General features: G+C 34.3%; 33 protein-coding genes. 6 read left to right on the top strand and 27 right to left on the bottom strand.

Translation table 11 applies throughout. The features are described 5' to 3' along the window. Positions 1–71 precede the first annotated feature (71 nt). The 13 genes from AC6CH1_RS06375 to AC6CH1_RS06315 all read right to left on the bottom strand — a co-directional run bounded on the left by AC6CH1_RS06375 (position 72) and on the right by AC6CH1_RS06315 (position 9105). Complete coding sequence (locus tag AC6CH1_RS06375) at positions 72–308, bottom strand: hypothetical protein (protein ID WP_498316673.1); 237 nt, start codon at positions 306–308, stop codon at positions 72–74. 119 nt (positions 309–427) lie between these two features. Further along, on the bottom strand, positions 428–1765 hold the full coding sequence (locus AC6CH1_RS06370; RefSeq protein ID WP_498316672.1) for a tetratricopeptide repeat protein: 1338 nt from the start codon (positions 1763–1765) through the stop codon (positions 428–430). A 118-nt stretch (positions 1766–1883) separates the two neighbouring features. Next, complete coding sequence (locus tag AC6CH1_RS06365) at positions 1884–2438, bottom strand: GNAT family N-acetyltransferase (protein WP_498316670.1); 555 nt, start codon at positions 2436–2438, stop codon at positions 1884–1886. Between the two features lie 303 nt (positions 2439–2741). Continuing rightward, on the bottom strand, positions 2742–3254 hold the full coding sequence (locus tag AC6CH1_RS06360; protein WP_251688140.1) for a hypothetical protein: 513 nt from the start codon (positions 3252–3254) through the stop codon (positions 2742–2744). A 54-nt stretch (positions 3255–3308) separates the two neighbouring features. Continuing rightward, the gene (locus tag AC6CH1_RS06355; protein ID WP_498317747.1) at positions 3309–3830 is read right to left on the bottom strand and encodes an AAA family ATPase; all 522 of its coding nucleotides are present in this window, start codon (positions 3828–3830) and stop codon (positions 3309–3311) included. A gap of 325 nt (positions 3831–4155) precedes the next feature. Further along, positions 4156–4806, bottom strand: a complete 651-nt coding sequence (locus AC6CH1_RS06350; RefSeq protein WP_498316669.1) for a YesK family protein — start codon at positions 4804–4806, stop codon at positions 4156–4158. Positions 4807–4820: 14 nt separating this feature from the next. Beyond that, the gene (locus tag AC6CH1_RS06345) at positions 4821–5309 is read right to left on the bottom strand and encodes a hypothetical protein (protein ID WP_498316667.1); all 489 of its coding nucleotides are present in this window, start codon (positions 5307–5309) and stop codon (positions 4821–4823) included. A gap of 4 nt (positions 5310–5313) precedes the next feature. After that, on the bottom strand, positions 5314–5805 hold the full coding sequence (locus AC6CH1_RS06340) for an RNA polymerase sigma factor (RefSeq protein WP_498316666.1): 492 nt from the start codon (positions 5803–5805) through the stop codon (positions 5314–5316). Positions 5806–6233: 428 nt separating this feature from the next. Continuing rightward, positions 6234–6719 (bottom strand): NUDIX hydrolase, encoded by a 486-nt coding sequence (locus AC6CH1_RS06335; protein ID WP_498316664.1) that lies wholly within the window; start codon positions 6717–6719, stop codon positions 6234–6236. A 39-nt stretch (positions 6720–6758) separates the two neighbouring features. Next, a complete protein-coding gene (locus tag AC6CH1_RS06330) occupies positions 6759–7214 on the bottom strand; it encodes a GNAT family N-acetyltransferase (RefSeq protein WP_498316663.1) in 456 nt (151 codons plus the stop codon). A gap of 59 nt (positions 7215–7273) precedes the next feature. Continuing rightward, on the bottom strand, positions 7274–7552 hold the full coding sequence (locus tag AC6CH1_RS06325) for a hypothetical protein (protein WP_251688146.1): 279 nt from the start codon (positions 7550–7552) through the stop codon (positions 7274–7276). Between the two features lie 245 nt (positions 7553–7797). Then, positions 7798–8241, bottom strand: a complete 444-nt coding sequence (locus AC6CH1_RS06320; protein ID WP_498316661.1) for an NUDIX hydrolase — start codon at positions 8239–8241, stop codon at positions 7798–7800. Between the two features lie 54 nt (positions 8242–8295). Beyond that, on the bottom strand, positions 8296–9105 hold the full coding sequence (locus AC6CH1_RS06315; RefSeq protein ID WP_498317745.1) for an alpha/beta fold hydrolase: 810 nt from the start codon (positions 9103–9105) through the stop codon (positions 8296–8298). A 299-nt stretch (positions 9106–9404) separates the two neighbouring features. On the opposite strand from AC6CH1_RS06315, the gene AC6CH1_RS06310 reads away from it, so the two are divergent. Beyond that, positions 9405–9815, top strand: a complete 411-nt coding sequence (locus AC6CH1_RS06310) for a VOC family protein (RefSeq protein WP_498316659.1) — start codon at positions 9405–9407, stop codon at positions 9813–9815. A 151-nt stretch (positions 9816–9966) separates the two neighbouring features. Here the strand turns inward: AC6CH1_RS06310 and AC6CH1_RS06305 are convergent, their stop codons facing one another. Continuing rightward, complete coding sequence (locus AC6CH1_RS06305) at positions 9967–10209, bottom strand: hypothetical protein (protein WP_498316658.1); 243 nt, start codon at positions 10207–10209, stop codon at positions 9967–9969. A 208-nt stretch (positions 10210–10417) separates the two neighbouring features. Continuing rightward, positions 10418–10612 carry a DUF6980 family protein gene (locus tag AC6CH1_RS06300; RefSeq protein WP_427710100.1) on the bottom strand — a complete coding sequence of 65 codons (195 nt, stop codon included), beginning with the start codon at positions 10610–10612 and terminating at the stop codon, positions 10418–10420. Between the two features lie 213 nt (positions 10613–10825). Here AC6CH1_RS06300 and ynzI point away from each other — a divergent pair, with 213 nt between their 5' ends. From ynzI to AC6CH1_RS06280, 4 genes are all read left to right on the top strand, one after another. After that, positions 10826–11008 (top strand): small membrane protein YnzI, encoded by a 183-nt coding sequence (gene ynzI / locus AC6CH1_RS06295; protein WP_251688156.1) that lies wholly within the window; start codon positions 10826–10828, stop codon positions 11006–11008. Positions 11009–11014: 6 nt separating this feature from the next. Continuing rightward, positions 11015–11146 carry a DUF4279 domain-containing protein gene (locus AC6CH1_RS06290; protein ID WP_251688158.1) on the top strand — a complete coding sequence of 44 codons (132 nt, stop codon included), beginning with the start codon at positions 11015–11017 and terminating at the stop codon, positions 11144–11146. Positions 11147–11209: 63 nt separating this feature from the next. Further along, on the top strand, positions 11210–11632 hold the full coding sequence (locus AC6CH1_RS06285) for a hypothetical protein (protein ID WP_498316656.1): 423 nt from the start codon (positions 11210–11212) through the stop codon (positions 11630–11632). Positions 11633–12503: 871 nt separating this feature from the next. Beyond that, a complete protein-coding gene (locus AC6CH1_RS06280) occupies positions 12504–12809 on the top strand; it encodes a hypothetical protein (RefSeq protein ID WP_498316655.1) in 306 nt (101 codons plus the stop codon). A gap of 435 nt (positions 12810–13244) precedes the next feature. Here the strand turns inward: AC6CH1_RS06280 and AC6CH1_RS06275 are convergent, their stop codons facing one another. The 4 genes from AC6CH1_RS06275 to AC6CH1_RS06260 all read right to left on the bottom strand — a co-directional run bounded on the left by AC6CH1_RS06275 (position 13245) and on the right by AC6CH1_RS06260 (position 14729). After that, complete coding sequence (locus tag AC6CH1_RS06275; protein WP_498316654.1) at positions 13245–13502, bottom strand: NUDIX hydrolase; 258 nt, start codon at positions 13500–13502, stop codon at positions 13245–13247. Between the two features lie 167 nt (positions 13503–13669). Continuing rightward, entirely contained in the window at positions 13670–13993 is a 324-nt protein-coding gene (locus tag AC6CH1_RS06270; protein WP_498316652.1) for a hypothetical protein, read from the bottom strand. A 51-nt stretch (positions 13994–14044) separates the two neighbouring features. Continuing rightward, a complete protein-coding gene (locus tag AC6CH1_RS06265) occupies positions 14045–14470 on the bottom strand; it encodes an RND transporter (protein ID WP_498316651.1) in 426 nt (141 codons plus the stop codon). Positions 14471–14540: 70 nt separating this feature from the next. After that, positions 14541–14729, bottom strand: a complete 189-nt coding sequence (locus AC6CH1_RS06260) for a hypothetical protein (RefSeq protein WP_498316649.1) — start codon at positions 14727–14729, stop codon at positions 14541–14543. Between the two features lie 476 nt (positions 14730–15205). Between AC6CH1_RS06260 and AC6CH1_RS06255 the strand changes: the two genes are divergently transcribed. Then, entirely contained in the window at positions 15206–15670 is a 465-nt protein-coding gene (locus AC6CH1_RS06255) for a GNAT family N-acetyltransferase (RefSeq protein WP_498316647.1), read from the top strand. Between the two features lie 192 nt (positions 15671–15862). Here the strand turns inward: AC6CH1_RS06255 and AC6CH1_RS06250 are convergent, their stop codons facing one another. The 8 genes from AC6CH1_RS06250 to AC6CH1_RS06215 all read right to left on the bottom strand — a co-directional run bounded on the left by AC6CH1_RS06250 (position 15863) and on the right by AC6CH1_RS06215 (position 22607). Then, on the bottom strand, positions 15863–16348 hold the full coding sequence (locus AC6CH1_RS06250; protein WP_498316646.1) for a hypothetical protein: 486 nt from the start codon (positions 16346–16348) through the stop codon (positions 15863–15865). A 104-nt stretch (positions 16349–16452) separates the two neighbouring features. Continuing rightward, a complete protein-coding gene (locus AC6CH1_RS06245) occupies positions 16453–16869 on the bottom strand; it encodes a DUF3139 domain-containing protein (protein WP_498316645.1) in 417 nt (138 codons plus the stop codon). Positions 16870–16930: 61 nt separating this feature from the next. After that, positions 16931–17398, bottom strand: a complete 468-nt coding sequence (locus tag AC6CH1_RS06240; RefSeq protein ID WP_427710116.1) for a GNAT family N-acetyltransferase — start codon at positions 17396–17398, stop codon at positions 16931–16933. 52 nt (positions 17399–17450) lie between these two features. Continuing rightward, a complete protein-coding gene (locus AC6CH1_RS06235; RefSeq protein ID WP_498316644.1) occupies positions 17451–17660 on the bottom strand; it encodes a hypothetical protein in 210 nt (69 codons plus the stop codon). Beyond that, positions 17660–18139, bottom strand: a complete 480-nt coding sequence (locus AC6CH1_RS06230) for a YjdJ family protein (RefSeq protein WP_498316643.1) — start codon at positions 18137–18139, stop codon at positions 17660–17662. Before AC6CH1_RS06230 ends, AC6CH1_RS06235 begins: the two co-directional genes overlap by 1 nt. 39 nt (positions 18140–18178) lie before the next feature. Beyond that, the gene (locus AC6CH1_RS06225; protein WP_498316642.1) at positions 18179–18541 is read right to left on the bottom strand and encodes a topoisomerase; all 363 of its coding nucleotides are present in this window, start codon (positions 18539–18541) and stop codon (positions 18179–18181) included. Positions 18542–18748: 207 nt separating this feature from the next. Then, on the bottom strand, positions 18749–21328 hold the full coding sequence (locus AC6CH1_RS06220; protein ID WP_498316641.1) for an AAA family ATPase: 2580 nt from the start codon (positions 21326–21328) through the stop codon (positions 18749–18751). Beyond that, positions 21318–22607, bottom strand: a complete 1290-nt coding sequence (locus AC6CH1_RS06215) for a methyltransferase domain-containing protein (RefSeq protein ID WP_498316640.1) — start codon at positions 22605–22607, stop codon at positions 21318–21320. The genes AC6CH1_RS06220 and AC6CH1_RS06215 overlap by 11 nt, the downstream gene beginning before the upstream one ends. Positions 22608–22709 lie beyond the last annotated feature (102 nt).

Raw genomic sequence — 22709 nt, 5'->3', positions numbered from 1 at the left:
AATTTTTACGGATGAATTGCTTCAGTACTGTATTTCCTTTTACCAACTCAACTCTCCTTATCCCTCATTATTTAATATGTCGGTGAATAAATTCTCCCTGTATCCGTATCAATCACAAATTCCACCTGAATCGTTGCATCATACGGAATTCGGCTAAATTGATAATATGAACAAATAAACTGCGTAATTTCTATGCTGGAGGATGCCTGCTTTTGTGCTTGTCTATATATTTTGTTTAACTGCTTTAATGTATAGCTTGGTCCAGATAGCTGCACTTGCTGATCATACCCATCCACTTCAACTAACATATTTAATCACTACTGGTTGCTAGCCAGTCGTATAGCTTAAATTTTAAGCATTACGGACTTTATTGCTTACAGTATTTCTCCACGTAAGTGCCGGTGCCATTCGTACACATAGTGCTTAATTAATTTGTCACCTCTTCATATTCAGGATGACCATGCTGCATGCAGCCAAAAAGCTGACAGCCGCCATTAGGGTACATATCATATTCAAAGGGTGGTACAACACCATTTTCTAAGCGATGCCATAGCGTTTCGAGGGTTTGTTGCTGTTCGATTAATTCAATTATGCACTCGTCACGATCCTGCGCTGTCCAATGCTCATCTAGCTCCCTTTGTTGTTCATCGATTCGTTCTTCTTTTTTCTGTTGAATAGCTTGTTGAACGACTGCCCGGCAAGCATCATAGTCCTCTGATTGCCACAGGGTATACGCATAGCGACTGACGCAATAAGGTGAAGTGTAATAGCTGTTCCATTCTTTTTCAAACTGTACTCGTGCTTCATTGTAACAACCAAGCTCTACGTAAACATCTGCAATTTCCATAGCACCTGTGTAATCATCCGCTTCATCATTCCAATTGGCTAAAAGTGCCTTTGCCTTGTTAACATGACCTGCATACAGCCATGATACGACCTCGTATAATTGCGTAATTCCCGAATCACCATCACAGCGAGAAAAGACTTTCGCTGCTTGCTCATATTCACCGAGCTGAAAATGCGCCATTCCTAAATTATAGGTCGCTTCCTCCGTCTCGCTGAAGCTGAGTGCCTGCAATAAATAATGCTTTGCTTCATTATATTCTTTGTTATGTAATGCAATTTCACCGAGCAGCATATACGGAAAGGAAGACTTCGGGTTAAAGACCAGCGTTTGCTCTAATAATGTCCTTGCTTCATCTCGGTTCTCTTCCTCACGCAGCATAAACCATGCCAAATTATTAAGACTTTGAACAGACGGTGTTTCTGTAGCCAGCTTTTTAAATAGCGTAAAGGATTCATCATAGTTATTTTGCTCTAACAGCATAATCGCTCTCGTATTTTCCGAAATGAGACCTGTTAAAGATTGGTCTAGCTTCTCCATATGAAAGGTTTGATGAAGCGCTACATTTAACGCTACTAAAAAACGAATAACTGCATTTTTCACCGTTTCAACAGGTAAAATTGGTTGCTCATAGCTTTCAAGGTTTGCCTGTATCATAATCCCGTTTTCTTGTACCAAAAAACGTAAAAGAAGTTCGTCACGATTATTGCATTCATACTTAAATTCACATAGGTTACCACTAGTCACCGATTGTAGCCATTTACCCAACTGATTCGCCAGCTCTACCATATTTACACAGGTTTCAGTCAAATACAGTTGTCCATCTACGTAAATTTGTAAATCTCCTTCAATATAATCATTGTCAAATGCCCTCTGATCTTGTTTTAAATGCTCATCTTCCAGCCGAAATTGAAATATCATGTTCCCCCAACTTTCTCTGTAACTAATAGCCTCCATTAGTCAAATAGCGTTAACTGTTTGTCTGGAACTGCGACTTCCATATCGTTTCGTCTTCTACAGCTATGAACCTTCCTCTGCCTTATAAGTCACTATTTTCTTTTGTCATGACCTTTTCAAAGCGGAAAAACTCATACTCTTCATCTGATGTTGGTTCCTCGCCTTCCACATTTGGACCAGGATTTCCTTTATGATAAAATTCGACTATTTTAAAGCCGCACTTATTGACGTAAAAGTGTATGTTACGCTTTTCAAAATATGGTGTATGCAGTTCCCATACCTTCGTCTCCGGGAATGCTGATTCAATTGCAAACCATGCTTTCGTACCGATGCCTTTGCCGTGTGCTGAAGATAATGTGTACAAGAAATCAACTTCATTTCGTCCTGTTTCTTCATTTATTTGAAGGACAACGCCACCGATTCTTTTACCATTTTGCATCAGTTGGCGTACAACCGAGCCTTTTGCATGCAATGAATGCTCGTAGTCCTCATCAGACGGTAATGGTCCCATTTCCGTCGGGTCCTCTACATCTATAAAACTATCCTGCAAACCTTTCATAAAAGCTTCCTGTAATTCTTCTTTCAATTGCTGTAGCTCGTCATGTTGTACAGGCGCTAGTGTAATCTGTGTTGTCATTTTAACTTCCCTTTCTATCCTATAAAAATCTGCACAATTGTAAAAATATTAAACTTTAAAGTAAAGTAAATTCGTCATCTGTCAGTTTAAGATGTTATAAACCGATAGATGTAGAAATGATGATTGATAAAATTAAACAAGCAGTCCAAACACAGCCTAATATCTTTTGATTATGTATATTTTTCCCTTGATGTAACTTTTCTAAGAGCTGAGTTAAATTTAGAAACCATAGGATCGAGAACAATAAAGCACTTACTGGATATAAAATTTCCATATTAACATCATCCTTTACGGTAGAATAACTCAGCGCTTATCCTGAAAGTAATCCCCAATTTGAATCGTCTTTTCCATAATTTCACCATCATCTTTCTGTTGCCATGATAAATTAAGCTTATATGTTTCAAAAATACTTTGTAACTGCTCTCTCGAAAAATCTTTCGTATAATAAATAAAACGCATAGAATCCTGCTTAAAGCTGCCATTTTTATAATTGCTTGATCTACCTTCACCATTCATGTACATAGGTCCATATTCTAATTCAATTTCATCCATAAATGCAGCCCAATCAAAATCATGTTTTACGGTTAACTTGTTAAACTCATTCCCGTTTAATATTTGATAGTCTACAACAATCACTGCATAATACTGATCAATCTCTTGTTTAGTAAAGTTACTTGCACGATTAATCAATAATTCAAGTTCCTGCTCGTTTACATTTTGAATTTCAAATTGTATTTTGTCCTCTATAACAAGCTCCTTTTGAGAACAACTTGTTAATAACACTAAAGATAGTATTGCAGCAGCGAATTTTTTCATTGAACACCCCTCTATTTTTAAAGAATTACAGATTAATATAATTGAATTTATTACTTAAGAAAGCTTTAACTTTCCTTTTATTTCTTGAATAATTTCATCGATACTATTTCTTTCAGTATCTATATATTCTCCAAAATCGTATCGATTGTAGGCTTCTAAGCATTTATCGGTTTGTTGAAAACACCAGTTACCTTCTTCCTCCCCACGTAGTCTTAACCTTTCGTAAATGGTCTCTTTACTTGCATTCAAACAAAAATGATAGGTTTGTTCATCAATACTTTTAAATCCGTTGTATATGTATTGAAAGTATTCAATTTTTCTGATTGTCATTGGTACGATTAGATTGATTTCATATTTAGAAATTAACTTCTTTGCCATATCAACTGTTAACTCTCTCCATAAATCCAGATCTTGAAAGTCTCCTGTAACGGATTCAGTTCTTTTGATATCAGTGGGAATAACATTTCTTAACATATAACCTATTTCTTCCGGGTCATAAATCATACAATTTTCTATTTCGTGCAAGAGCCTATTTCCAATTGTAGTTTTACCCACACCAAATGCTCCATTTAACATTATAATCAACACATCATCTCCCTTGTTGGCCAATTATCCTTCGATAAGACTATCCTATGCTTATTGTATTTTTCAAAGAGTATATTATCTGAATTTAATTCATTCACCCCCATTTTAATCTCGAGTAGACCCTTTTCTGTAACTAAGTTTATAATAATTCAATCTTTTCAAAAATCTCTTTGTAAAGGATGTCTATCCCTTTTTAATCTTTGATATTCTATTTTTTCTGTCATTCAATTGTAGTCTTTAAAAAAACCCGCACTACTAAAAGAGTGTGGGTTCATCGTCACTGAAAGAGGTGATGTCACTGGATTCTATTTCACAATCATGGACTTCCTATTGGTTGAAGGATTTCACCGTCTGTTGTTTGTACCTTCAATGATTCGTTTATTTCATTAAGGCCTATTTGTATAAAAGGAACTTTATCCTCATCCCCACCATCTACAAATTTCAAAATAATTTCCGTAGAGCCCCATTTGCTCACGCTTTCCACTTCAATTTCTTTTCCGAGATATTTTTCACCTAACAGTAAAGTAATTGCTTTACTTCCTTCAGAAATAGTGGAAATTCGATAACCTTCTGTTTCAACAGGAGCAGCACTTGCCTGTTCAATAATCCAATATCCATCCTGTGAAAAAATAGATATCCCGATTGTTGCAAAAAATATAATAGGTAAAAGGAATAAACTGATTTTATCTCTCTTATTAAGATGCTGTGATTCAATTCTACGTATTAGTAAGGGTAAAAATAATGTCCCCAATATACTAACAATAAAAAAACCTACTGCTAGAAACAAATAACCCATCCCTTCAAATCCTCCAACCATGACTATGCCGTACGCAACAGTCATCCCTGAAAAGAGAAAAGTAATGACAGGTGCCAAATAGTATTTGCCGTTCCTTTTTGAAGCAATAAAAACAAACGCAAAAAATAAAATACCTAAAAACAATCCGACCAACATAATTAAATAGATCATGTTAGCACCTCCCTCTATAAAAATAACTGCAACACTTTTTCTAAAAATAAAATAATTACTAAATCCGTCACCAGGGATATCCAGACCCATTTTTTATTGAAGAAAGTAAATGTAAATACTAATAGAAATAATGCAGCTGGTATATAAAATAGAAATATTCCTGATTTAATGTACACCAGCAATGATGATACAGACTCCGCACCATTATATTTAAAGCTCGAGTAAACAATATAAAACAAAATTATCGCTCTTACAGTAATCAGTAATAACTTTAATCCATTATTAAACTGAACTAATTTTTTTAAGGGCTTCAACTCCACATTCTGTGAGTAATCGTGTTTTAGCAAAGTATTATTAAACTTCTCAGTATTATCATATAATTTTCTGCAATCTTCACAGTTTGTGATGTGTCCTAAAATAACCTGTCTTGGTTCTTCGTCCAAGTCATTAATTATGGGAATCAACTCTAGGGATAAAAGATGTATTTTTTTAAAAGAATCCATAGAACTACCTCGCTTTAATCATTCTTTTCCTCATTCTGAACACTATCGATTTTATTGTAGATACTGGTATATTTAAAAGATCGCTAATTTCATTATAGTCATAACCATAATATTCTTTTGCTATAATAATTGCTTTTTCAGAAGTGGATAGCTTGCCTAAAATTGTTTCCAATTCATTGTTTATTGTTGCACTTACTTCTGGTGTATAATTGTCAACCAACAACGTTTCTATAATATTCTCATCTTGAAGCAATTCAGGCTTCTTCTTTTTATAATAATCAAGTAGAGTGTTTTTAACCCCTGTTATTAACCAACTCCTCATATACTTAACATCTGTAACTACTGAAGGCGAAACTAGAATTTTTGTAAAAAAATCTTGTATAATATCATCAGCTATTATGTCACTCTTGGTAAGACCTAATAAAAAATTCCTTAAATATGCATAATGCTCATTGTATATTTCTTCAATTAGAACTAAAGGATTCATTTTAGACATTTTTAATCTCCCTGAACCATTTTCCCTTCAAAAGTGAGACGACTGGGTAACGTCGAAAGTTGCTTTTATTTCTTTAATTAGAAAAATATGTTATAAATACATGAAAGGCTACAATTGAATGGGTGTAAACCGTATTTAGATTATGCCAACTATTAGTCCATTCCCGGTTCTGCCTTGAACAGTAAAAAAGGATTTTAATTGCACTACATTCATTAATTAATCTAGAAATACCAAAAAAAGGGGATTGAAATAATTTAATCCCTTAATATAAGTTAATTGCATTGAGGGGTTCTCTACTATTTTTATAAACAGCAAAAGGCGCACGGATATTTGAATATCCTGCACCCATCTCTTTAAGCTCGATCAGTTCAGTTAATTTACATCAACATCAAAAACATAAGGTATATGTATAAAATTTCATACGCCATTTATTGTTTAGCACAGTCCATTATTTCCTGATAAATCCTATTCCATTTTGTATAATAGTCGGAAATATCATTAGGGTTGATAAAGATACGTCGGGTAGATTCATATCTCCCCTCAAACGGTACCAGTTTTGTGATATTCATTTTGTAGAAAACCTGATAACCGATTTTAGGATATGGACTGCGTTCTGTCCAGATTGGATTTTCACATTGATCTACGATTATATACCCTAATAACTTGCATTCCCCTTCAATATCCCCCTCTTCCAAAGCTTCCCGTTTAAAGCATTCCTCTAGAGTTTCCTCTGGGTCAATATGTCCTCCTGGAAAATCCCACCCTAGATCCTTTAAGTCGACTAGTAACAGCTGATCTTCTAGAAAACAAAAACCATGTACACTATTAATTAAATTATATTGAGGAAGTAAAGGGTTTTCTTCCCAAGTTAATTTAACTCTTGATTTGCCCCAATTAACATAAGTTGTAGTCATTTTTCCCCTCCATATAAACTTCTATCTGAGTAATAGATTTTAACGGTGTCCATCTTTCCTTGCTTGGATATAACCATAATAGACACACGTCCCATGGGTAGATAAATCTTTTAATTCCATTCCACAGCTCTCATAAAATTTGAAATTATTTGCTGAAGTGTGCGCAAACCAGTCTCCATGCGGAAGCTTTTGAATACATAACTCAACAAGTTTTTTTCCTATCCCATTGCCTCTATATTCTGTTAAAACGACTAAATCCATAATATTCGCTGCCATGATTTGATCAGATATCACCCTCACCATCGCAATCATTCTCTCATTATCCCAGACAGTAAATGCCCAAGTTGAATTCTTGAAAATTAGTGAGTATTTTTCTTTTTGCCATGATGGAATATTTTTTGCCCATCCGGCGTCTTTAAACAAGGATTCAATAAACTCCGCAGGTATCCCTTCAGTGCCTTCTCTAATGACGAAACTATTAAAATATTGATACAAATGCGCTGCCCCTTCCATTGTTAGCTATTACATACTGTTTAGAAGATAAGTAGAAAATATTATGGCTCTTGAAAACCCACTGTTGCCATTAGAAATATCACAAGATAGCCAACCAAACCAACTATATTTAATCCTAGTAATGTAAGCCTTATATATCCTTTCATACCGAACATAGCAAATAAAAATCCTAAAACACCTAATCCAAATGGTAAGTATAAATTAGGAGCAACTATTAAGTTAAAAATCTTTTCCCCCAAACGAAAAGGCATTTCAGCAAATAATGAAATTGTTAAAAAACAAAGAAATGCGGATACAACTGAAAAAATTACTCTTAACAAACTATCACTCCATTTTCTCCATTATTTATTGGAAATCCATTTATAAAGAACATCAGGTAAATTTCCTTCATTTTCGTGCCCTCTAGATATGATTTAAGCCGTTCTTTTCGAAAAATTGTTGTGCGTTTTCATTTACTTCAAAAGTATATAATGTGAATGGCGCACGATTGTTCACGAGTCTTAAATACTGCAAAAATCTAGGTTTACACGGATTATTCCGCGGAAAGGAATACAAACCTACTCTACTACTTTATGAGTTCAATCTTTTCTAAAATCTTTTGGGTAGTATAATTTAAAACGGGTAAAGAATCTAATGGAAAATATGCCAGCTCTAAACTTTCTTCATCTTTTTTCAACTTTCCACTTATATCCATAGCTTTAAAGATAACAGTGGCATTGTATATCTCATCCCCATGAGGAAATTTATAATAAAACTCCTTACCAGAAGCTACTCCTAAAATTTCTAAGTGATTTGTAATAAGTCCTGTTTCTTCATACAACTCTTTTTTAGCTGTCTCTTCAAAACTATCGCCCAATTCCATACCGCCTCCTGGAATTCCCCAATCTTTTGTGTCGGAACGCAATTGTAGTAATAACTCATTATCGTTATTCATCACAATTATCGCTGATCCGGGAGCAATAATTGGTGCTGTTCCAATAATACTTCTAAGTGATTCAATATAGCTCATGATATTCTCCTTTTGAAAAGAGTCTTATTTTAAGTTTCTTCGCAATCTTAATCATTAAGGTGATACCGGTCTAGAATTTTCTAACTCAAGCCTGTTTAACCAGTTATGAACTAATTCGTTAAAGACATCAGTTTGTTCAATTTGGAGATTATGACCAGCCATATCAAGTACGGCAAAAGTTGCCCTTGGATAATCTTCAATTAATCGCCATGCATCATGGTAACCGACTACATTATCCTGACGCCCTGTAATAATGAGCGTGGGATACTCAAGTTTACATTTAATATCGAAGGTAAATCCATACCCGTTTTGACGAATGTGGTTTAAAAATTCGTAATTTGTTTTTTGAGAAGGAACTAAAATTCCCTTTTGAAACCTCTCCCACTCAGTTTGACCTTGCACTACCCCCATAGAGCAAAATTCGTGAGCATCTTCCGGAGACAAATCTGATATTAAGTTGCAATCTCTTTTTAAGACGGTATGCTGTGGTACTACCCTTTTATCGATTTCAGGTATAGTTAATGGTGCCATCAGCAATAATCCACGAACTGTATCCTGTCGTGATTGGACTATACCCCTTGCAATATATCCACCATACGAATTACCACAAATTATAAACGGTTGATTAGGGATAATGTCATCCAGAAGAAGCAATATTGATGCTAAAATATCATCAGAATTTTGAATAGATTGTTGTGACTGGGAATGACCCATACCAGGCAGGTCTATGTATATTCTCTTCCAACCGCTTCTATTCTCAAATAAAGGTTCCATTGCATGTAACATCACTTGATGGTCAAGTGTCCAACCATGCAACATAATGATTGGGAAGCCTTCTCCAATCTCTTTATAAAAAATCGACATGATTTTTTCTCTTCCTTTCTTATAAATCAGATGTATTGAAATAGACATTTAATATCTCCATAAACAACTCGAGATTTCAGCAATCCTTCTTGATTTACTATACGATTCGTTAGTTTAAATATATTTCATTCTGTTATATTTTAACATAAATAGACAAATATGTTTGGGCATCAGGGCATGTATGCTGATTAAAGAAGATAGATTGAGGACTTAATGAAGGAATATTAGACCTTTGAATGAAGCGGCAACTCCCATAAAACGGTAATATGAATACAATATTTGAAACTAGGGGTGTCACTATGATAAAAGGTTTATATGAAGCACATTTACCAGTAAGTAACTTAAAAAACTCCATTTTGTTTTACCGAAATTTAGTAAAAGATGAAAGCTGGCTTGGTTTATGGGAAAGCGAAAAAGTTGAGCTAGCCTATCATCCTTCTATACGTCATATCGCATTTCGAGTAGAGAAAGAGGATATCATCTCATCTAAAAAATGGCTGAATGAAAGAGGAATCGCTATTCGTACTTCATTTGGCTTTAATGAAGATCGTCAACCACTAGTATTACCTAATCATCCACATGCACATGCTGCAATATACTTTGATGCCCCAGATGGTAATTCAATTGAATTAATCGCTCCCATCCGAATAGATTTCCAAGAAGATTTTAAGATGATGACTTTAGATGATTGGCTGAAAAGAGAAGAGTAACAACAGATATTTTCTATCAACTCAAATGTGAGCTAATTATGGCCTTTACTGGAAAATGCACCTTCCTTTTTAAAGGAAAGTGCACGATTATGTATGACCCTTTTTATTTACTTGTAATGCCATTCCAAAATCTCAATCTCCCTGCAAAGTATCAATTTCTAAGTTGTGCTAATATGAAAATACCGAAAAATAGTGTTAATCCAATAATACTGGTTACTGATGCAATTTTTATGTAACGAATAGCGCCATCCGATATTTCAGGTTCCTCTTTGTACATCCACCGTTTTCCAACTAGTAAGCTTTCTTCAGGGTAGAAATAACTCCAAATTAATATCCCATATAGTGGAATAGTTAAGATAACCCCTATAATTATTTCTAACACCTTTTGCAGCATTTTAGCATCACCCCAGTAAACTAATACTACTAATACGGTTGAACTCTCATTTGGTTTCAGTTTACTTAGGATTATTTACCAATGAAGTATATTCATTGCCAATGAATATTACATAGAACGATAGAACACCTTTAATTTTAATTTTCACTATTCATCATTGATAATCTTTTGCTTATTTCCCTAAAGCCTTTGACAAATTGGGAACATATTATAATTTTTTTCCGCACCATGGACAAAAGTTAATTTCTATTCTTGAAGAACCACCATCATGAATTATTATTCCGTAGTCATTAGATTTTTCATAAAATATAATTATATTATCAGGACAATCATAAGGATTTTTATGAATATCACACTTGAAATTTGCATGATAATCCATATACTCACAGCAAAATTCTTTCATATTTTTATTCTCCCCTTCTATTTGTCAAACCTTTATTAGTTCAATTTTAGCATTCCCCAAGCGTTGTAACCCGAATGAGGACTACCAATCCAGCTATTATATAACGGAATTGGGAGAAGTCATTGTTCAAAAGTTGCCACCGCTTTCGGCACATTTAAAGGAATACAGAAAAGTCTTCTAGAAATATTATTATAATTAAAGGAGGAGAAATGATTGAGCAAAAATAAACACGATAAAATTCAAATGCAAAGAAAAGTGCAAGGTTTATATAGGGAAATAAAACAACAGCGTAACGAAGAAAAGAATAATAACAAAATTGGTATAGTCATTGTTGATATTTGTGTTGTATTAGGAATTTTAATTCTTTTACTGAACGCATTTATTAAAGAGTTCTAGTGGTTAATGATAACAATGCATGATGGTCAAACACCTGGTTTGGTAATTTCACCTGAATTTAGTCAATTTGATTCTGATATCAATGCATTTATTGATATTGATATGTATGTATATCCTTATAGTGAATCGGAAGAATAGTCACTTCAGGTTTGGGGACTTTTTAATTTGATTAACGGACTAACTGAAAAAGGGGGGGATTCATTGCACCCAATAGAATTTATTCAATTGATGCTAGCCAGTGGAATTTTAGTTTTTATTTTATTCATTTCTTTTATCTTTAAAGGAAAGCGGAGAAAAAGGATTCAGGGGTTGGCTCTATTATTTTTAGTGTCTTTTGGCATCATTTATTTCGTACGTCCATCTTGGACAGATATGCAAATTGAAAAGAAGGTAAGTTATATACAGTTGCATTTGGAGAAAAAGTACCCTGGGGAAACATGGGAATTTCGAACAGTGCCTCATCGTGAAGATGGTTATGAATCCTCGAATCCATATTTTATTGGTGTCATATTTGATAATGAACCACAAGTGGAATATACATATTTCGCTCGTAATAAACATGATATTACCCAACAAGGGTTTTCTACATCCAATTCAAAAAGTGATTTATTACATTTAGAATAAAAATTAAATGTAACTGGAGGAGAATTCATGATACATCAAATGGCATTACACGAAACATATCTCGAATCAATCAAAAAAGGGCGAAAAATTTTGATATAATATTTTACTAACCTAATTAAACTAAAGCCCTCCGTTACTAAAAGTTTTCCTCACAATCTCTCTTTGTATCGAACAACAAATGGTGAGAGTAAAAAACAGACCGTTGCCATAAGACCTGCCCCACCAATGGTTAAAAAGACATTATCGGAAGGAATAAGAAAAAATTGAACTATCAGAAATGGTAACATCGTCAGGAATGCAACCGTAAATCTCCCAAAAATAGTTATCTTTCACTGATACAACTACAAAAAAGGAAGTGCGAATTAGTTTGCTAATTGCACTTCCAAAACCATTGTTATTTACTGTTTTCTCGCCAATATCGTACAAAAGGAATTAGCTTTTGAAACTTAACTTTTAATAAGGACATAAATAAATATTGACTCAATCCTAGATCTTGAATTCAAAAAACTTCTTTTCGCATTTTTATTATAGCATAGCCTCCCTTCACGAACCGGACCCGTTAGATGAAGTACATTACATTACCAACTTAATTGGATTTTAATATAAATCTCCAAAATATTTATTCAAGAAAATGGTCCTTTAACTGAAAAGCGCGGTTTTTTTAATGAAGAATCGCTGCCGATTATGGAATAACTAGGAGCATTAAATCTATACATTCACCAAGTTAAGTACAAGAAAATCCCGAAAGATGAACTGCACCCACACACTAATAAGGAGGTAGTTCATGGTTGGAAAGTTTTTTATATTTTTAGAAGGATTGATACTTTAAATTGAAGAATATGGAAGGTAACAAGATAAGAGGGGGAATAAAATGGAATTACTTAATGAACTATACTATATGAATTCTTTTAATTTAGACTTTGCTAGAATTATTTTAGAGGTTTTATTGGTGACTTCTTGTATCTCAACAATAATTTTTATCTTAACAAAAAATCAATATATTTCGTACCTTTCATCAGCACCACTTTACTATATCTTTTCATGGATTGGTCATGGTTATACACATTTAATCCTTCTTGTTTTATCAATGACTATACAGGCTGGAGTAATTCTTTTAATAAATCGCCAAAGTAAAAAACCATTATTATTAAATGCATCAAAAGATGACATGCAATAATTAGCTTATGCTTTAGTTTAAATTATACAACTTCATTCAAAAATGGTTCTCAAATTAAAGTTTGGGGTCAACAGAAAAATCGGTAAACGTTGTTGTAGTAACGTTTACCGATTTTTTAATGGAAGCTGGAAATGTTCATTAATTTGTATGAAACAGGAATAACAAATTTCTTATCGGCAAAATCTGAAATTTTCTGACGCCACCTCTAGATAAAAGCTATTCCCAATATAGCCATTTAACGGATAACACGAACTTCTTATTGAAGAACCGTGCCCGATTGTTGAAGGTTTTATTAAGAAAAATCGGATAATAGTTGTTCAATAACTTCTTGGTCTTCAGGATATGTAAGCATTAATTTTGAAAATTCATTGCTATTCTTCCAAGAAATTTCTTCAATTTCTTCATCAGGGTCTTGATATTGAATTTCCCCACCAGTTACTTCACATAAAAATATTGTGTTGTTACTTTATATTCTTTGATAATTATTTTTTTGGTATGTAATTCTTTAACTATCTTAGCTTCATAACCTGTTTCTTCAGAAATTTCGCGTATGCAAGCTTCCTCTGCGGTTTCACCAACTTCTACTCCCCCCGAAGGAATGTTCCAACTATTAGAATCTTTTGTACGTATCATTAAAATACGATTATCTTTAATTATAATGGCTGATGCACCATTCCAAAGCTTATATTTCACAATTTAAACCCCTTATATTTTGTATTTATTAAAAATTTTCCCCCCAAATGAAGAGGAATTTTATTAAATAATGAAATTGTTAAAATACAAAGAATGCGGATACTACCGAAAAAATTATTCTTAACAAACTATCACCCAAAGGATTATTTCAAATGCAGTTATACCCTTTATTTCTTTTTTATGAAAGTGTAGATATTTAAAATAACTCCAGTTCCAAACATAACTATCGCATTGAATGCCAGTACTATTGCAATAAATCCACCTGCAAAAGCTATTCCTTCTCCTGTATCATCCAGATCGGTATTGGTTTTTTTAAAATAATCAATTCCTAAAGAAACAAAAATATAAACGATCACTGGAACTAAAAGGGTTATAAAAATTGCCGATGCCCATATAGGGAATTTTTTTATACGGTATAAATACACGGCTATTCCATCACAAATTAAAATAGACAAAATTATAACCAACCAAACAATAGAATCTCCGCCCATAATAATGCCCCCTCTTAACAGCACTAATTGAATAAAATAGCATTGAACCTTTTAATTCGTTTCACTGCGCTTACGGCTTTCTAGAAATTTTAAAACTGTGTAAGAAATAATTAATATTATTCCAATCAAAAATGCGATAACGAAGCCAAATGTTCCATTTAAACCGACCCAACCAATAGTGAACGTAAGGAAAAATAGTTGATAGCATAAACCAGCTATTATTATTGCAATGGGTACATTAAACGGGAATAATAATTTCCAAGCAAAACCTAAAAAAGTAGCTGACATTACTATTATAACTAAAATGATGATGTGGAATATCCCCCACCGGAATCCTGCGCGAGACTGCCCTTCTTCCCCTAAGGCAACCTGTGTACTTAAGTCATCCAGCGAAAACCCTGCTGTAAAAATTCCGACCAATAAAATTATAATAAATGTAACCCAGTTTATTATTTTTATAATATTTTTGCTTTTCATCTTTCCTCCTCCGAAAAGACCACTCTGACAGTCTTCCAGCAAAAGTGCCCAATTTTTGATGATTGATTTTTCAAGTAATAACTGCATTTAATTCAAGATTTGACACAAAAAAGCTGTTCAATCTTTTAACAATACTTTCCCGAACTTCAACTTCCTTTTCAGCATCTAGCGCTTCAGGATATGCAAAAGTAATCCCAATTGTACCTTCATCCGGCGGGTTTAACATAACACCTGCGTCTGTAATAATTGCATTTGTCATTGTTGAAAAATGTAAAATTGAATTTTGTAAAATTAGTTGTTCTCTGTCCGTTAAACCTTATTTAGAATTTCCATCAACGATAACTTTAAAACAATTTGAATTCCCCCCTTATACCCAAACATTCTCTTTCTTTTACTATTTTACAACTATTAACCAAAATTATCCTCAATTTTTCTTAATTGAATGTGTGGCTTTCAATAAAAAAAGACTCTTCCTCAAGGAAAACGCCAGATAATGACAAGGACCATTCTAATTCAAGGACTGGCATATATGGAGATATGGGCGTTTCATAAAAATCTAAAATATATTGAAACTATTTCTCGTTTTTTCCGTCTGTACAGCGCATTAGGAAATAAGGGAGATTAAAAGATGAAGTAAATACTAAAAGTTTAAGCCCAATCCTTCATCAGGAATTAAGAATTTGTTGATTGGAATGAATGCGGCATATTGAAAATATGAATCAAGAGGAATAAGTTATGAATAAGATAAGAAAAGCAAATGTCGAGGATGCAGCGACACTGACGGATATAGCTTTTAAAGCAAAAGGCTATTGGGGTTATTCAGATGATTTTATGAATGCATGGAAAGATGTTTTAACACTTACAGTAGACGATATCCAGTCTAAAGTTATTTATCTGCTAGAAGAAGAAAAGGCTATTAAAGGGTTCTATTGTTTGTGTATAGAAACGAAAGAATTAGAATCCTTATTTGTAGCCCCTACATACATTGGTCAAGGCTTAGGGAGATTATTATGGAAAGATATTTTACTGAAGGCGGCAGAATTTGGATTAAGTAGCTTCCATTTTAATAGTGATCCAAATGCATATGAATTTTACTTAAAAATGGGTGCAAAAAGAATAATTTATGTGGAATCAACAGTTATACCTGGTAGAATATATCCTTTTATGGAGTATAAGCTTACACATCTTCAAACAAAATAACGTTTCTAAAAGATTGGGAATACAGCAGTAAGGCACGAATGTAGTTATATCAGCATTTCGTGCCTATTCTTTTGATATTGTTAATGCAGCATTTTATATCGATGTCGCAAACCAGTACTTAACGCAAAAAGACCTTTACATTTTCAAGGAAAACACAGGTTTGTTAAAATACGTTTTTTAAGAAAAATCACCTTAGTAAATATAAAACTTGTTACTTAATTGTTTTTTCGTTTCGTGTACAATAATGGAAATTAGGTATTCAAGAGTGATGTTTCTTGGATTATCTCCATATCGAAAGTCGTCTATCATTTCACTTATTCCATACCATATATACCATATCTCTAACTCCTCATTAAAAAAGTGTTCACGCACCACTTCATATATTTCATAAGCTAAGTTTATTGCATTATTTTTATCATTTAATATTTCCTTCAATAAATGACGTATGTAGTGTTTAGCACATTCTACATTTGAAGGCTCCTTCATACCTAATTCACCCAAAGCTCTTTTAAAATATTCTTCAATTTCAAAAATATTTAACGGTTCTCTCAAAGAAGCAAGGATATTTAGGGATGTTGTAGAGTTTTCGTTTTCCAACATGCTGTTAGCCCAATTAATGTAGTTAATAGGCATTTCTTCACCTTTAAATTTTTTATAATACAAAATTTTTGAATCCATATGCTGGCTCATTTGTTTTATTACTCACCTTCTTACAGATTGTCGCGCTAGTTTAAGTAAGCCGATAGTTTGGTATAAAAATTGACTTTTATTTAAGTAAGAGATCATTCTTCATGTTGAGGATCAATATCTGTTTCTTCAATAGGACTGCCTGCTACGGTCCATATATCCTCTTGACTTATTATTGTGTCTTTAACTTTATATTCATAAACTATTCTTGGTTCACTTTCAAAAATCACATGAAGATATATGTCAGGTTTTATAACAGTTTGATCCGTATCGGTTATATTCCAGGAATCTTCAGGATACTTCTCTTTTAAATGGTCTTCTAATTCCTCGATAGCCTGATGCGTTTGATTCTGTATTATAAATGGCCTAATCGCTCCGTAATAGCTAAAATAACCTATTAGAACAATAATCAATAAAATCCAAATAAACTTTCTAACTTTTCTAGGTAAAAGAAAAGCTAGCAAGCTAACAGCAAGGACACCGCTTGTAACTATAAATAATCCAATAATCACTGCTGGGCTAATTACTACCCCTCCCTATATTAAAATAAATTCACAGATTTAAAATAGATATTTATTTGTCTATTTCTTTATACATGTTGATACCTGCAACACGGAAACCCAAATTATTATATAAATTTAGAGCATGTTCATTATTTCCGAAAACATGTAATTTAAAAAAGGCAATTTTACGAACAGCTAAAAGGGATTCAAGCTCAGTCATCACCTTTTTCCCAATCCCTTTAGAACGAAACTCTTCTTTGAGATAGATTTCATATAAAAAGGCACTTTTGTTTTCTTTTACTATTTTTATCCATACATAACCTACCACTTTTTCATTTTCTAAAATATTATAGAATTCATGATTTTCTGTGTTGAATCCATTTGGCAAATATCCTTTTATCGCTTTTTCTGCTCTAACAAAAGCAGTTTCACTTATCATTTCAAAAGTATTTTCTTCAAGGGTAAGAGCATACCTCTCCGTTTTATCTTTTATGTATGTATCGTATTCAACTTCATTCATAGGTATTAATTGTTTCACTGCTTTAACCAGCTCCAATCATAATTTCACTATGCTAAATTGCATGACACAGTTAGAGGATCATTTCGTATATTTTTTGATAACCAAAAGGTATTATTGCAGCAACTAAAATCCCTGCCACGATAAAACATGTTGCATACACTCTATATTTTGACTTAGAAATCTCTTTTCTTTTATAGGCTATACTTAATACTTTAATCATAGAAAAAACAGTAATAAAAATGATGATTGCCGAAAAAACACTCGTCATAATAACTGGCATTATTTAACCTCCGTTAACATTTTAGTATTATGCAACTTATACTGTAAAACTGTAATTACTATAAATAAAAGTCCGCTTATTGAGGAAATCCAGAAAAAAACATTCCCCCCCATAGTTGTGGAATTATAAAACAAGCTACTAAATAATAAGAGTATAAAACCTATTAATCCACAGAAACCAATTTCCCATTTCGGTTTTCTTTTTATAAGAAAATAGCCAGTTACACTTAGAATATAGAGGACACTTGCTATCATAATTGTGGGAAAGAAAGGCTGAAATTTAGCTGCATAAACGAAATAATCGAGTTGGCTAATATCATGCCCATTAATAATCTCCCTTTGAAACAAACTAGTAAAAGGTGTTGAGTACTTCCATTCTAATGTATTTTCTATAATTGCGCTTCCTTCATACCATGCAATAAAAGTTGATACTACTAATGTTAAGATCCCAGCTATAATTTGCAACACATACTTAAACAACTTCAAACCTCCACATACTCTTTTCAACCATACTATCTGCTAGTATTTCTCGATTTTAATAGTTATTTTTACTCTCTCTTCGCTAGTTGTATCTTTTTCAGAAATATTCTTAATCGAGTCTTCTACTATTTGTTGAATCAACGTAGCATCAATTTTTGAATCTTTCGGGTAACCTACTGAAACTGTTAAATCACTTGCTCCACCATCTATCATTAGTGCGAGCGCATCACTTTCAAGTTCCGTTTTCTCTGTAACTGATACTATAATTTCATTTTGTAATTCCGCAAATAAGGTTTTATAAGAAACTATAACTTCCTGCTCGGTTTCTATTACCTCAATTTTATTACATCCGCCTAACAATATTGAACATATCACAACCACTGTAATTATAACTTTTTTCAACTTTCCAACCTCCCTTTATGTTGATTCATGCACTCAAAGATCAGTTATTTTAACGAAACATCTTCAAAAAAGTTCCTTTTCAGGATTTATACACCCAATTATACAGTGGCTAATTTCTACTTGTTTGCCTAGCAATTTAAAGTCTTGCAGCAAAACAAAAACTCCCTCCAATCCAATTAACTGAATTAAAGGGAGTCTCATATTATTTTATAAGCGCGGATCGATTGTATCGCTTTCTAACGCAAGCGTTGCAAGTGCACATTCATGTACACGATTGCTGCTTTCCAAACTTACAAAGCGTGAAATCCCTTCCAGACCTAATTTAAATTCCAATAAAGCGTTCTTCATTTTACGGGAAGGGTTACGCTGTTTTAACTTCTTCATAGTGTCTTCATTTGTATAGTCCATGCCATAAATGATGCGTAAATATTCACGGCCACGTACTTTTATAGCCGGCTGCAGTAATTTCCCTTTATGATAAGCCAGGAAATCAAATGGCTTAATAACAATGCCTTCATGACCATTTTCAGTCATGTCCTTCCACCAATTTATTACTTCCTGTTCATCCTGCTCGCTTTCAATCAAACGGTATTCTGTCGCTATAAATAGCGAGCTGTTTTCGGCCAAATACGCATTCATTTTCATATGCCAGCTATGAGACTGGTGGAAGTTTGCTGATGAGCTATGTGCAAGAATATGGAACGGTGCTATTTGTATGCCTGAAAGCTCATTTGTTGGCCAGCAATAGTTTTTGAAAACCGCATCGAAGCGTGCAGCATTTTTATATTTATCGGTATATTCCTCCATCCAGCTCGTCACGTCCACATGCTCTGTTGCTTTCAACTTTTCGATAAGTTTATAGCGATCCATCAACGCATTTTCAGCGACCGTTTCATATTGTTGATCGATTAAGCTTTGTGCTTTTAAATTCCATGGTAATATTTCGGCATCCATTAAGACGAAATTTGTATTAAATTGCTCGAAGTAATTTTTACCGACTAGCTCAGCATGAATATTCTCCACCATCTGTTGCTGCCCTTTTTGTTCAAAGAAGGCGCGGCCTGTACGAGTTGTAATGTAGCCCAGACTATCACTGTTAATGAGCTCTTTTGCAACTTCTTTATTTTTTGCAATAAAGATAACAGCGCGGCTACCCATATGCTTCTTCTGGGCAATCAATTTTTGAATACCGTTTTTCTTATAGTAATGAAAAGCATCTGCAGGGTGTTCCAAGTAATCCGGTAACGCAGATGTTTGGGGAGTTGGACTCATTGTTGGCGGAATGTAAATTACCTGCTCCAAGGGCAATGTATAGTGAGAAAATGTATCCATTGCTGCCAATGCATTTTCTCTCGGGATTGTTATTTGATCCCCGCTCGTTGTATGAACCGCAAAGCCATTTATAAATTGTGCAACATTTGGCGGACTAAACCGCTTATTTTTCGCCTCTAAAATAGGGTTGTCCTCAGTCCCGGCATAATTCGCGAATGCCTTAACACTTTTTAATGTCTGCTCAGGATATTGAAATGCCGTAAGCTCCCCGCCAAATACAACACCTTGGTCAATATTAATTGTTCGGTTTGCTTTAAACGGCTGTACTTTCACGTCATGTCCCCAAATGATCAGTTCGCTCGTTTTATGCTGCGAGAACCAATCACCGCGAACAGGCTTACTGGAGCTGTCCGTTTGCTGAATATCACCGTATCGACAAAAATCAGATATGCGTTTAGATTCCTTCCCGATGTAATGGTCCTTAATGCCGGCGTGTGTAACAACAGCTTTTGTCATATTATTTTTCGTTAAAATATAATGTGACGGTGCTTTTAAAAGCATGTTAGCAAATTGTTCTTTTAGTGCCTTAGCAGCCTCTTCGCCATGCACCTTCTCATACTCGGTAAATTCTTGCTCGACAAGTTCATCCCCATGATTTAGAGATACATTTTTCCCGTCCAACCAGCGCGCTAATTTCCAGCCATGATTGCTGTCTGTCATATAGCTTAATCCTGCTTCAATCTGATTCAACCAAAATTGCATTGTTTTAATTGATTTAGGGCCGCGGCTCATAATGTCGCCGACAGAAATTAACCGGCGTCCAGCTGGGTGAACATATACATCGCCGCGCTGCCCATATCCAAGATCCTTCAAGAGCACAAGCATCTCATCATAGCAGCCGTGAATATCCCCGATAATATCAAAACCGCTTTCGATTTCTAAACAAAGCTTATTCGGTTCTCGCACTATCTCGACGCTTTCGTCATTTACTTTATAAATTTTGGCGAATGGCTCTTTCTTTATTGTTTTCAACTCATATTTCAACGTATTAAATTGTTGCAGCACACGTTTACGACCTCTAGGGTTATCACGCAATACATCACGTGCAAGCAGCTGCTCTTTTGTTGTATTCAAAATTAGCGCTAAAACAGGTACATGTTGACGTTTAGCAATTTCAAAATATTTGACACGTTCAAAGCCGCGTAAATTTGTGGCATCAATTATCGATACTTTATTTAGCTTTGCACGGGCTTCCACAACCGTATGAAGCACATGAAACGCCTGCTCTGAAATACGCTGATATTCTTCATAAACAATATCCTCATCATCTTTAGATACCGCTGTAAAATCGATGAAATCTATATCCGCCACAAGCCGACGATAGTAGTCAGAGCTAATGATCTCGCTTTCAAGGAGCTGACCTGAATCGACTAATGATTGCAGTAATGTGGATTTCCCGCTATTTGATGGCCCTATTACAAGTACGATGGCCCCGTTTGGAAGTTTAAATTGCATGTGAATCTCTCCTTGTCATGATACACATTTGAGTAGGAGCACCATATTGTTCATGTACAGAACCGATCCCTTCAAATTGTAAATCATAGTTTGGCGCAACTGCTTTACACCATGCCTCAAACTGCTTGCGATTCCATTCAAAGCGGTGATCATCGTGGCGCATATCTTCAAGTTCGTAAACCGTATTATACTCTGCGTTTGGTGTCGTAATAATTAAATGCTTAGGCGTATAATTTTGTGTGATGAGCTGCATCATTTGAGGCAGTCGTTCCTCATTTATATGTTCAATAACCTCGCATAAAATAAAGACATCCGCCTCTGTAAACTCTTTATCTTCATAGTAAAGTGATCCCCACTTAATAATAGGTCTTGTAGCAAATTGCTGATCGGCAAAACGTTTTTGCATTTTAGCAAGTGCATGATTACTAGGATCGACACTGTACAGCTTTGTAATCGATTCGATTTGCGCAAGGAGCATCGATAACTTCCCTTCTCCTGCCCCCATATCGATAACCGTTTCAGGTTTTAATGCTGTAACTACCTCGGCAATTGTTTCATAGCGACGCGTATTTAAAGATGGTTTATCGACTTTTTGCTCATTCTCTTCTGTCATATACAATTGTTTAAAGCGCAATGCTTTTTTGTAAATAAATTCACGCATCGGATGAGTTTCAAGCCAGCCCTCACCGTAGTTTTCCAAACGCTCCCGCTCGGCTTCATCAATAAAATAATGCTTATAGTCATCCATAACCGGGATTAATATAAAAATTTGCTGTAGTGCTTTCTTTAACGTAATGGTATTTGCAAGCGTTAAGAATCGTGCGCGTTTAGCGTCAGTCATCGTATTAATCGTTACTTCATAGCCTAACGGTTCCCATAAATTTCGGAGTTCCTCGTCTGTGAGCTTTGATGAAATTGGACCAAACTCAAATGTAAACGGAAAGTCCATTGCTGCAAATTGTAAATATTCTTCTTTAGGCTTTCCGTTCAGCGCTGTGCCTAAAGCTGAACGAATAAGCGATAAGAAAATGGTACTTACAGCAAATTCACGGTCATTAATGTAATGGGTAATATCAAACGCTTCATTGTCTTTTACAAGCGCCAATGAATCAGGTGTAACAAAGATGGAAGCGTATAATTCGTCATCTGTCATTTTATGATATACAAATCGTACTGCGTGCCCTTTTACTTTGCGCTCATAAACGGTAGCCGGGTTTTTCGCCAGTAAATGTGAAATTGCTCTCGCATGCGGATTTTTCGTGTAAATAGATAATTGCATAATGTTACATATTCTCCTTTTAGGGATAATTACTAAATTCTATTATAAAGGAGTGCTTGAGTAAATGTTTGTAAATTTGCAATTTGTTGTTTATAGCTTTCA

Source organism: Solibacillus sp. GQ1, from assembly GCF_059758555.1.
This window is presented reverse-complemented; position numbering and strand designations above follow the sequence as displayed.